This window comes from Paenibacillus sp. fava2, from assembly GCF_058313675.1.
Genome location: NZ_CM177755.1, coordinates 5,059,129 through 5,071,471 on the forward strand (window position 1 = coordinate 5,059,129; position 12,343 = coordinate 5,071,471).

The window sequence follows — 12,343 nt, forward strand, 5'->3', positions numbered from 1 at the left end:
TTTTTACAATTTAATTTGTCTGCTATTCAACTGTAATAGAATCAAAGAATTGCTCCTGCACTGTTTTGGCTGCAGCATCAAGCTGTGCCTTGGAGTCCGTTCCTTTTTTGGAGAACAGCTCCTGGATTACATTGGACATCGTTGCGTAGTAATCCTGAGTGTTGTATTGAGCCTCCGGTTTTCCGTCCAGCAGAGCCATAATGTCCGGATTATATTGATATACAATGTCCGAGTACTTGTCGTATACCGCTTTGGTTTTCTTTCCGAACTCAGAATCTGCTGCATAATAGTCCAGAAGCGGCGGGATGAAGTATTTGCCGTCCGCCTTGCGCTGCTGCAGAATTGCATCCAGCGCCTCCAGGCCTTTGTCAGAGAAATAATCGAAAGTGATATAACGGAACGCCATTTCCTGCTCATCCTTGGAAGCATTCGGATTAATTACGAGATAATCGCCGCCGAGCACACCGGTGTGCTTGCCGCCTTTTTCAGCCGCAGGCATCGGATAGGTCAGTACATCCGCCGGCTTGAGTCCGCCCTGGTTCAGCGCCTGCTCGATTACGCCGTCGGAGCCGGCCATAACCATCGCTGTACGTCCCTGCTGGAATGCGCCGACTGCATCACCCCAGCCGAGTGCCCAGTCCTGCGGAATAGCTTCCGCTTCCCATCTCAGCTTTTTGTAGAAATCCAGCGCCTTCACGCCTGCCTCTGAATTGAAAGTGGCCACAACCTTGCCGCCGTCCACGTTCTGAATCTCGCCGCCTGCTTCGAACAGGAAGTTGGTCCAGTTCCAGCCGGCTTCGTTACCTTTACCCATCGGCGCAATACCGGAAATGCCTTTTTTGGCATCGGCTACCCCTTTGGCGGTATTCAGCATGTCATCCCAGGTCCAGTCCATCGGCGGAACAGCCACACCTTTATCGTCCAGCATCTTTTTATTGATCATGGTAGTGGTGACATAGCCCTTCTGGGTTACACCGAATATTTTACCATCAATAATGAACTGATTCTGCAGCACCGGATTGATCTGATCCTTGTACTCATAAGTGTTCCACAGATCGGTAATATCGGCTGCCCAGCCCTTTTCCACAAGAAACTTGGCTTCCGTTGCATACGTGTTGAAGAAGGTCGGCGCCTCATTGGCGGCCATTTTGATTCCAATTTCGCTGACGCTGTACTGCCAGTCGTCCTTGATGATCTCTACGTTCGGATATTCAGCCTGGAACCGTTTGATCCGATCGTCTTCCTGTGCGCGCATTTCGGTCAGGTCCGGCGTCGGATAGTGGATTTTGATTGTTACTTTTCGCTGGGTGATATCGTCCGCAGGCGCATCTGTCGCAGCAGTGCTGTTATCTGCAGCTGTAGCTGCCGGCGCCGGAGCCGCTTCCCCTCCTGTATTCCCCTGGGCATTTCCGTTGCTGTTATTGTTGCCGCCGCAGGCGGATAACAACGAACCGGCCACAAGGAGACCTGCTAATACGCTGGAAAATTTACGCATTGAAACTCCCCTTTTCAATTCATGATTAGCTTACAAATTCATCTTAAAAGAGAAACCGTTTACAAACGAGGTGTATTTATATTGCTTTCGTGTGCAGGTTTACGATGGTGTGCAATTCCTCTTCCTGGCATCTTCCCACGCCATCATTAGCCTTTTACCGCCGACAAGGCCACGCCGCGCATAATAAACTTCTGGAAGATCAGGAACACAAGAATCGGCGGCAGCGACACGAGAAAGAGAATGGCAAATTTAATATTCGTATTAAGTGCCTTGACACTGATCACATATTTGTAGATCGCGGTCGCCAGCGTATATTTTTCCTCGGAATGCATGACCAGTGACGGCCAGAACCAGTCATTCCAGGCAGTGGAGAAAATAAAGATCGCCAGCGTGGCAAAAATCGGCACCGACAGCGGAACAGCGATCGCAAAAAAGCTTCTCGGCTCCGAGGCCCCGTCGATCCGCGCCGCTTCAAAGATTTCCGGGTGAATCCCGTCGAAGAAGTTCTTCAGCAGCAGAAAATAAAACGTATTCGCTCCCGCCGGCAGCCAGAAAGCCGCATATTGGTTCAGCAGGCCCAGCTCCTTCAGATTGACGAAGTTCGGAATCATATAGCTCGTCGCCGGAATAAACAGCGTCATCAGGAAAAAGAAGTAGAACGCCTTGCGGTAAGGCACATTCATCCGCGAAATGCTGAACGAGGCCATGCCGAGTACAACCAGCGTCATAACCATATTTCCGGCAAAAATATAAAGCGTGTTCTTGAGGAACTTCAGCAGATCAATATATTTCACCGCATCCTTTAAATTACCGAAATGCCACTCCTGCGGAAAAAAATGCGGCGGGAACGAGTTGACCTCGACATTCGATTTCAGCCCGTTGAACATCGTCATCAGAATCGGATACATCATGGTGAACACCATTACCGCAATAAAAAACACCATAATACCGTAGACGACCTTGTTGCCTGTCTTTTTCAGATCGTGCTCGGACAGAATGCCTCTCTCTGCGCTCTTCATCTTAGTTATCCTCCTTATTCAGCCTGAACTGTAAAATGCCCAAACCGCCAAGGACGATGAACATCAGCATGCCAAGCGCCGTTGCCGTACCGTAATCCAGTCTGGTAAAAGCATACTTTACAATCAGCAGCGCATACGTCAGCGTGGTCTTGTTAGGCCCGCCGTCCAGCAGCGCCAGTTGTGACTGATACCCCTGCGAGGTCGCGATGATCTGCAGAATCAGCATCAGGATAATCAGGTTGCGCAGCGACGGCAGCGTAATATGGCGGATCCTCGCCCACACCCCGGCTCCGTCAATCTCCGCCGCTTCATACCAGTCACGCGGGATGCTGAGCACAGCCGCCAGATAGATGAGCATCCCCGAGCCGAACTGCTGCCACGTCTCCATAAAGACAAGCGAGAGCATGGACCACCTGCTGTCCGTCAGGAACGGGATTTGATCCGCCCCCATCGTCCCTAACAGCGCGTTAATCGGGCCTACCGGATCATACAGCCATCTCCATAGCCCGTATAAGACAACTGCCGGCATGACATAGGGCAGATAGGCCGCCACCCGCACAAAGCCGCCGAATTTTCTCAGCTCGGAAATCGCAATTGCGAAGGCAATCGGCACCCAGAAGCCGACAACGAGACAGAGCAGCATATAGTACAGCGTGTTCTTGATGGCGATCAGCACATCAGGATCGCTAAGGGCTCTCGAATAGTTATCGAAGCCGACAAAGGTATTTCCTTTAACAAAATCCACGGTGTAAAAGCTGTACAGAAAACCTTTAAAGATAGGCACCCACATAAACATAACGAAGATGGCAATCGCGGGTACAAGGAACATGTAGCCCCAAAAATTCTTTTTCCAGCGGTTCTGCTTATAAGGCCTGCTCTCAAGCTTTGCCGGCAGATCATCGTGAAGTGCAGCGGTCTGATTCATCTGGCTCCCTCATTCCTTTCTTCTTTAAGCACTTTGACAAAGTACTTCCTACCTTAATTGTAGGAAAGGCGGGGGGCGCTGCACATGTGTAAATCTACCGAAGTCATGGGCGTTCTTACTTCTTCAGCTCGCTCGGGCTAATACCGTAGTATTTTTTGAAAATCTTGCTGAAATGCTCCGGCGACTCATACCCGACACGCTCAGCAATTTCGTAACGGCGCAGATCGGTATGCAAAATCATCTCCCGGCTCTCCTCCATCCGCAGCTTGATGACATATTCCCACAGGTTGTGGCCTGTATTTTTCTTGAACAGATAGCTCAGATAATTAGGGCTGACATGGTTTTTCTTGGCGACCTCATGTATCGTTAAGCCCTTCTGGGCGTAATTCTCATCGATATATTCCTTGGCCTTCTGGACAATTAGATTGCTGCGCGTGTGCAGCTCCTCTGCAGACGGTTCACCGGCACCGGTATAGCTGCTCCAATTGAAATCGCCGTAGTAGAACACATAATGGTCGCTGTGCTCCCTGTTCCAGAGAATAGCCCGGGAGGCCTGGCGGTTCAGCACCTCCATGAACGGCAGCCCTTTAAGAATCTGGCTGATTCCGATGACTGCATTCAGGTGCAGAAATTTGTGGATGTTAAAATGCAGGCTGCGGCCCAGCACATCCAGCCTGCTGACCTGACCCGAGCCTGCCTCTTCGTAGCTTTTCTCATCCCACTGGATGATTACCGTAATTTCTTCCTCCGGCGAATAAAAGGCCGTCGAGCTCCACTCCTGATCCAGCAGCTCTTTGGCGATATTGAGCGCGCCGTATCGCAGCAGCCCGTGGTCACGCAGGCTGTACTTGGTGCTGCTGTCTGTCCCCGGAAGCGGAAGCTTGATCTTGAGCACGGCAAAATAAGGGCCTTGCAGCCTAAGCTCATCCAGCTTGCGCATTTCTTCCTCGCTGCCCAGCGCTGGGGCAGGGTCGGTAAGCAGCCTGTTCAGCAGCTCGCTGTAGGCCGGAAGCGGCTCATCCAGCCGGAAGCTTTCGCCGATTCCGGCCATGAAGCCGGCGAGCTCAGGCGAAGGCCGGTCCATTTTGAGCAGCACATTCCGTACGGAGTCGAGAAACTGCTCGCTGTTCAGCGGCTTGATCAGATAATCCTTCGCTCCAAGCCTGACAGCCATTTGTGCGTACTGGAAGGTTTCATGCGCCGAGATAACAATCGTCTGTACCCACGGCTTCGCCAGCTTGGCATGCTGCATCAGCTCGATCCCGCTCATCGCCCCCATCTGGATATCAGTGACAAGCAGATCGACCTCCTCCATCCGGATGCAGTCGAGTGCCTCAAAGCCGCTGCCTGCAGTATAGATATTACCGATATCCAGTCCGGAGGAAGCAAGCAGATTACTTAGGCCTTTACAGATAAGCGGTTCATCGTCCACCACCAGAATATTGAACATTTGCAGATTCCCCCTTCTATTCTTGAACTTCTGTTTTGGGCAGCAGAACCGCCGCAACCGTCCCGCCTCCGGCACGCGGTCCGTAGCTGATGCTATAGTCCGGGCCGAAATGCAGCTGCACACGCTGGTTAATATTGCGGATGCCGTACCCGCTTGCCGGATTTGGACTCTGGTCATTGAGCACCCGGGTGATGGCCTCGTAGTCCACCTGCTTGTAGCCATTGTCTTCTATAGTAATCAGTACATCATCCCCGAGGACAGCGGCGGTGATGATGATTTCCCCATCCTCCCCCATATTTTTGACCCCGTGGATAATGGCATTTTCTATCAGGGGCTGAAGGGTGATTTTGGGGATCAGATTACTTTTGGTTTCGGGGGCAATATTCCAGGTCACGGTGAACACGTAATCGTAGCGGTGCTGCTGCAGCTTGATATAGGCACTGGCATGCTCCAGCTCCTCCTCAAGCGTAATCAGCTCCCGTCCCCGGCTCAGGCTGATCTTCATCAGCTTGGACAGCTCTTTGATCATTTCCGCGGATTCCACGTTGCCTTCCAGCGAGCTTTTCCAATAAATACTCTCCAGGGTGTTATATAAAAGATGCGGATTGATCTGCTGATACAGCAGCTGCAACTGGGACTCCTTCTGCTTCAGCTCCATCTGGTATTTGTACATGATCAGGCTGTTCAGCCGGCGCGCCATATCATAGGTGGACGAGATCAGCACGCTGACCTCGTCATTGCTGCCCCGCTTCGGCGTTTCCGGTACCCGGTTGCCCGGCTCATACTTCCGCACAAAAAAAGCCAGCTTCTGCAGCGGTGTCATCAGCGAACGCCAGAAATACGTGATAATAATCAGGCCGAATAAGGCGTAGGCCACGGTTATGTACTGAATGACTCTTTTCATCTCGTTCTGCTGCTGAAGCAGCGCTTTTACCGGAACCTTGTAGACCAGCTTCTGCCCTAGCATATGGTTATTGTTCACCACATAGATGAAGTCGTCGGTAATCACATCCACAGTTCCCTCCGGATCACCAATTTCCGCCCCTTCCGGCAGCTCAATAATCTCTCCCGTGGAATTGGTGCTGGAGGCGAGTACCCTGTTATTCATATCTGTCAGGTAAATTTCCCCGTCCGGCAATGAAATCGACTTCAGCGATTCACCGATTTTGGCCTCCATCTTCGTAACCACAAGCACACCTATCGTTCCCGCACCCAGATAAATATTGTTGACCGCCCTTACATAGGTAAGCGTCTTTAGATCCTCAGCCTGCGGACTGAGCCGGTCCATGAACATCAGGTAACCCCGGCCCTTCTGCTCCACCGCCTGCCTGAACCAGAACGGCTCCTCCTCCTTGGTGAAAAAATAAACGCCCGCCTTCTTCACCTGCGGAAAATTGGGGGCGAAAAAATAATAATTGTTCGGATCGTACACATACAGCGAGTAATAAATCGCATCCCCGCGCTCCGCTCCCTGCGAGTAGCTGCCCAGCAGCTTTTCTATCGTCTCGTAGCGCTCCACCCGCTCCATTATGGGATCAAGCCCGCTCATATTCAGCTGCTGCAGAAAAGGATTCTGGATCACCGTAGACGTTATTTTGTTAACAGTATCGATGTCGCGGTTGATGATGGCAAAATTCTGCTTGTTCAGCTCTACATAAGCGTTGGTGACATGCCGTTTCAGAACCTGTTCGGCTTTGTAATTCCCGTAATTATTGAGAACCAGAATGGGGGTAAGCATAATAACAAACAGCAGAATCAGCTGCTGCTTGACGTTCAGCCGGACAATCGGCTTAATCAGTGAAGACAACACCCCGGAACCACCTCCAGTTTCAATAATATAACAAACAAAGAAGCGCTTACATATGTTTATTTTAAAGTTTATTAGGTGGGATTGTATGCAATTTTTGCGGCCGGCGTTTGTGAAAAGACGGGGGATATATTCGCTGCTGCGCAGAGCGTTTGGGCTTTCGGCCGCTGTTGTCTGTGGATTTCTTGATTTGATACCGCTGTCCGCGGTGGAAATCCACAGACAAAGGCGGACGCTACCGCTCCTGCAGCTCCAAACCTCCACTCCGCTGCTCCATCCCCTTTTTTGAAAGAACGCAAAGCACAAAAGATTGCTTACGGGGTGTGGGCAGGGGGGGATATATTCGCTGCTGCGCAGAGCGTTTGGGCTTCCAGCCGCTGTTGTCTGTGGATTTCTTGATTGAATACCGCTGTCCGCGGTGGAAATCCACAGACAAAGGCGGACGCGGACGCTCCTACAGCTCCAAACCTCCGCTCCGCTGCTCCATCCCCTTTTTAGAGAGAACACAATGCACATTAAATTAAGTGGAAAAATGTTATCTATTTCGTCATCAAACAACGTTCAAAGCATATTAGTTGGAAAAACGTTACTTAATTATAGCGATATCAGCCAATGTGGAGGTTTTACAGAAAAATAAGTGGAGTATTTCCACTAGACATGCATACAAACTTACATGAGAGCTAAATTAAACCAAAAGTAATAATTTTACAGTTAGTTTTATAGACTCAATGAAAAAAGAACAGTGGCGTCTTAAAACGTAGGGTTGGTTACCAATAAATGGTATATTATGTTTGTTATCTGAGAATTATCTTTACCGTCGCTCGTTTCTCTTTCGTTTGTTCTGGAGTTTCTGCGGGCTTAGGGATCTTTTGCCGACCTTTAGAACGACGAGTCGGTTCACGATTCAGCGCTTCAATAAATACATCCCAGTCTTTCATGGCGTAATACCTCATCTTTCGCAGCATGCTCCATACACTTAGGGTGGACTGCACTTCTAAATGGATGAGCTGACAAAGTAGCGCCGTAATGATTCCGATGTAACATTGGACCCATACTGCGTGGGGGTGGTGATTATGGAACGTTACGGTGGCCAGATGCTGCTTGATCCATTTAAAAAACAGCTCAATTTGCCAGCGACAGCGATAAATTTCACCAACGTCTTCGGCTGAAAGATCCTGACGATTTGTGATGACCTCGTAGATTTTTCCATGCTTATCTTGGAATTGTACAAGGCGAACGCAAAACGTTTGGCCCGATTTTTTATCCAGAATCTCAACGTCAGCGTCCCGAGTAATATTGCTGCTACCCGAAAGGGGATGTTCGGTCAGCACGGTGTACTTTGTTTTTGCACGGATCCGGGCTACAAAAAGCACCGTCCCTTCCGACCATTCTCTGAAGTTTCCATAATGCACATAGCCACGGTCGAAAATGTAGGTGAATTCTCCAGGCACAACCAGATATTTGACCGCTTGTTGATCCGATACACCGATAGTGGAAAGGACAATCTCATCCGGAAAATGACACCCTGCTTCCAGCGAAAGCAGCCGCGTATGGATTTTGATACCCTTGGTCTTATTTTGATAAAACGCCCAATCGCCGAGTATTTTGGGTAGCGAAAGGCTCGTTGAATCGACGGGTGCTAACTTTCCAAGATGCTTGATGCCCTTGGCTTCCGCTTTTCGCAATTTTAATTCCTGAACAAGATCGGTAAACAACCACTCGAGATAAGCAAGAGGGATGGTGCCGAGCTTGCGGTTCAAGGTCGATTCGTGAATGGTCGTGAGTCCGGTAATGTCCTGAAGCTCTGCATTCGTTTCCAAATGGAGCACAATGTCGGAAAGAGTCCGCCTCTGCTGCAACTGAGCTTCTACAAAAAGGGTAATCGCGGCCCCAACGGTAAGTTTTTTCGAATAATGATCTGCGAATGGACAACGAAAAGAATGTAACATTAAATGCTGTAAGTACTTGCGTAAAACTGAATTTTGCGATATGTTACCCATGGATTAGCTCCTTTTGTGGAGAGATGTGGGTAACCTGCCTACTCTCTCTACATTAGGGCTTTTTTCATTTTTCACCAGAGTAAACTCATCTTTTTTATCCATAATTAGCTAACTATTTCAAAAAAATTTATGTTAGGTTTGCCGCATGTCTAGTGGAGTATTTCCACCTAATCCGCATAAATGCTGAAAAACGCACGAAATAGATGGCAAAAATCCACTTAGTTTACAGGCAAACAGGCAAACAGGTCAGCCGGAACCTCCGGCTGACCTTAATGATGCTGTAGCCCATTGTGCAGAGTATGCCGGGCTAAAGTGAGTATGGTTGAGAGTATGACTGATTATTTTAAGTAACCTCTGGTAAAAGCAATCGAGCCGTCAAAATCGACATATACATTATGAACATTCGGCTGCTTCAGGACATCTGCCACATAATAGTACAGCGGGAGGATGACCATATCATCAATGAGCAGTTTCTCAGCCTTGGCATGCAGGCGCATCTGCTCTGCAAGGTCCTGCTTTTGCCGTGCCTGCAGGATATAACTGTCGTAAAATTTATTGCTCCAGCCGGAATCATTATCCTTACTCCAGGAGGTGAAATACTCCAGAAACGCAGCAGGATCATTGTAATCCGCTCTCCAGCCTGCTCTGGCCACTGTATAGTTCTGGCTCTGGCGGTTGTCGAGCAGCTCGTTCCAGGCCTGAACTTCAATATTCGCCTTGATGCCCAGGTTTTCTTTCCAGCCGGAAACGATGATTGAGGCAATCAGATCATGACTCTGCTCTGCATTCACTATAATATTGAACTCCGGCAAACTGTTTAAACCCTCTTCCTTCAGTCCCTCCTGCAGCAGCTTTTGGGCTGCTTTAACATCTTCTCTGAAATATCTGGAATCCTTAATTTCTGAACGGAAGGTTTGTTTAGCCCCGTGAATGGTTGGAGCAATATCTCCATAAGCCGGAGTACCGTAAGGCAAGCCCTTGCGGTCAACCGCCATTGCCAGCGCTTTACGTATCTTCACATTATTGAACGGAGCTTCGTTAACATTAAACTGATAGTAATATAAGCTGGCGTATGGAAAAGAATAGATTTCAGTATTGGCATCAGTAGTTAGCTGGTCATAATAATCGATTCTAGTATTTTCACCGCTGCCGATCCAGTCGAGCCTGCCATCAAGATAAGTGTCGGTATTCGATAGCTGGCCTGCAGCCGGCTTGAGAAATTGAACCTCGGAGAACTGAATCTCATTAGCTGCGTAATAACCGGCATTTTTAGTCAAAACAACCTTGTTGGCATCCCAGGCCGTCAGTCTGAACGGTCCGTTCGTCACGATGGCCTTCGCGCTGGTTGCCCAGCCGGTATTGGCTTTAACCGCCGCTGCGTTAAGCGGCAGATAAATATTCTCGGCGAGCATTTGTAGGAACGTGTAATTCGGGGCTGTCAGCGTTACCTGAAGGGTATGGTCATTCAGCGCCTTAATCCCAACTTTGGAGGCATCCTTCTGCTTGCCGTTATGATAATTTTCAGCTCCGGCGATCATATACATTTTGAAAGCCATACTGTTATAAGACTGCGGGGACAAGGCCCGCTTCCAGGCATATTCAAAATCCGCGGCCTTTACAGGCTGCTGATTGCTCCATTTGGCGCTGGTTCGCAGAGCAAAGGTGAATGTTTTGCCGCCGCCTGTTATTTTCCAGGATTTCGCCATGCCCGGCACAGCTTGTCCGTACTCATTCAAACGGACCAGACCCTCGAACATGCCTTTAATAACCGAGGACTCTGTATCGTTGACGGTGAGGGCAGGGTCAAGCTGGCCCGGGATCACGTCTACACCAATCCTGAACACCTGCTTGCTTCCTTCTGCCGATACCTCTCCCCCTTCTTGTGTTAATCCGATGCTCATAATCAAACCCAATGCCAAAAGCAAATGAAGCAGCTTCTTCATCTATGATTCACCTTTCCCCCTGTAAAATCAAACCAATACTACCATCTTATCATGTAACAATACATTCAGACAGAATAACAAATAGCCTTTCATAAGTTTCAACCACTCATGAAAGGCCGGAATACCAGATATTTAGGAATTGCCTGTCTTGCTGTACCCGTTCATCTGCAGCCAGGAAGCGCAGGCAGCGGTCCAGCCGGAGGTATGAGGCTCCTCCTCGGCCAATCCGAGGCCATGTACCCCGTGGGCGTACACATGCAGATCGAACGGAATTTGCTGACGGCGCAGCGCCGAGGCAAGCAGCAGACTGTTCTCTACCGGTACCGCTCCATCATCTGCAGTATGCCACAGGAACGCAGGGGGCGTATCAGGTGTAACTTGCAGTTCACCGCTAAGACGGCGGATCAGCTCTTCCGGCGGATTATCGCCAAGCAGGTTGGTCCTGGACCCTTCATGTGTCACACCGTCCATCATGGAAATGACCGGATAGCACAGGATAGAGAAGTCGGGACGGCAGGACTGGCGTTCCAGCGCCTCCTCTGCCTCCTTGTTACCCCTGTCAAACAGTCCGGATGCCGTTGAAGCCAGATGGCCGCCGGCGGAGAATCCCAGAATGCCGACTTTTTCCGGATCAACTCCGAAGTCCCCGGCACGGAAGCGGATCGTCCGCAGAGCTCTCTGGGCATCCTTCAGGGCACTCGGATATTGATAAGGAGCTACACGGTAACGCAGCACAAATGCGGAGATTCCCAGTGTATTCAGCCACTCCGCTACCGGGCCTCCCTCATGATCAGCCCGCAGCCAGTAAGCGCCTCCGGGACAGACCAGCACTGCAGCGTTTTTGCTTCCCTCGACCAGATAAGGCGTAATTGCCGGACAATCCTCAGCGCCTGTTCCAAGCGCCCCCGGAGCCCCCTCAGGCCATAATAACAACGTTTCCATCTGCATCCCTCAGGCTTTCCTTCTATAATAGAATAATAAGGGGTTGCTGTTCCCCCGACTATTAGTCTATCAAGCCCCTATAATTCATGCAATCCGGAAATGACAATATCTGACTCGCCCAGCACCTCCGGCCTGCCGATGCCGACTACCCGCATCCCTGCGGCTTTGCCGGCGGCGACGCCTGCTTCAGCATCCTCGAACACTATGCAATCACCGGGCTGCAGGCCCAATTCCTGAGAGGCTATAAGGAACACCTCCGGGTCAGGCTTGGCTCTGGACACCTTATTGCCGTCCACCACAGCATCGAAGAGGCCGGCAATGTTCAGTTTATCCAGAATGAACAGCGCGTTTTTGCTGGCTGAGCCGAGGGCAATGCCGATACCGCTGTCACGCAGCCTGTTCAGGTAAGAGCTGACACCTGGCAGCAGCTCTGATTCATCCAATCGCGAGATATACTCTATATATAGGCGGTTTTTCTTGTCCGCCATGGCAAGCTTCTCCGCCTCAGTGAATTCCAGATCGCCTATCTCCAGCAGAATATCCAGCGATCTCATCCGGCTCACGCCTTTAAGGCGTTCATTATCCGCTTCTGTAAAATCAAAACCGAGCTCTGACGCTAATGACCTCCAGGCCAGATAATGATATTTGGCTGTATCCACAATGACTCCATCCAGATCAAATATTGCACCTTTCATTTGCTTCAGCATGCTATAATCCGGCATACATTCATGACCTCCCTGTTGTTACTTTAGCTTGATTCCC

The 12,343-nt window shown here is 49.9% G+C and carries 9 protein-coding genes; all 9 read right to left on the bottom strand.

Going from position 1 to position 12,343, the window contains the following annotated elements; translation table 11 throughout:
* Positions 1-22: 22 nt before the first annotated feature.
* Positions 23-1,495 (bottom strand): ABC transporter substrate-binding protein, encoded by a 1,473-nt coding sequence (locus tag AC4G46_RS22365; protein ID WP_491124636.1) that lies wholly within the window; start codon positions 1,493-1,495, stop codon positions 23-25.
* Between the two features lie 146 nt (positions 1,496-1,641).
* Positions 1,642-2,514 (bottom strand): carbohydrate ABC transporter permease, encoded by an 873-nt coding sequence (locus tag AC4G46_RS22370; protein WP_491124637.1) that lies wholly within the window; start codon positions 2,512-2,514, stop codon positions 1,642-1,644.
* Position 2,515: 1 nt separating this feature from the next.
* Positions 2,516-3,343: a carbohydrate ABC transporter permease gene (locus tag AC4G46_RS22375; RefSeq protein ID WP_491128954.1), complete on the bottom strand. Its 828-nt coding sequence runs from the start codon at positions 3,341-3,343 to the stop codon at positions 2,516-2,518.
* A 211-nt stretch (positions 3,344-3,554) separates the two neighbouring features.
* Positions 3,555-4,889, bottom strand: a complete 1,335-nt coding sequence (locus AC4G46_RS22380) for a response regulator (RefSeq protein WP_491124638.1) — start codon at positions 4,887-4,889, stop codon at positions 3,555-3,557.
* A gap of 16 nt (positions 4,890-4,905) precedes the next feature.
* Complete coding sequence (locus AC4G46_RS22385) at positions 4,906-6,699, bottom strand: cache domain-containing sensor histidine kinase (protein ID WP_491124639.1); 1,794 nt, start codon at positions 6,697-6,699, stop codon at positions 4,906-4,908.
* A gap of 791 nt (positions 6,700-7,490) precedes the next feature.
* Positions 7,491-8,696, bottom strand: a complete 1,206-nt coding sequence (locus AC4G46_RS22390) for an IS4 family transposase (RefSeq protein ID WP_491124640.1) — start codon at positions 8,694-8,696, stop codon at positions 7,491-7,493.
* A gap of 338 nt (positions 8,697-9,034) precedes the next feature.
* Positions 9,035-10,597, bottom strand: coding sequence for a peptide ABC transporter substrate-binding protein (locus tag AC4G46_RS22395; protein ID WP_491124641.1), 1,563 nt, complete (start codon positions 10,595-10,597; stop codon positions 9,035-9,037).
* Positions 10,598-10,771: 174 nt separating this feature from the next.
* Positions 10,772-11,581 carry an alpha/beta hydrolase gene (locus tag AC4G46_RS22400; RefSeq protein ID WP_491124642.1) on the bottom strand — a complete coding sequence of 270 codons (810 nt, stop codon included), beginning with the start codon at positions 11,579-11,581 and terminating at the stop codon, positions 10,772-10,774.
* A 77-nt stretch (positions 11,582-11,658) separates the two neighbouring features.
* Positions 11,659-12,303: a beta-phosphoglucomutase gene (gene pgmB / locus AC4G46_RS22405; RefSeq protein ID WP_491124643.1), complete on the bottom strand. Its 645-nt coding sequence runs from the start codon at positions 12,301-12,303 to the stop codon at positions 11,659-11,661.
* Between the last annotated feature and the right edge of the window lie 40 nt (positions 12,304-12,343).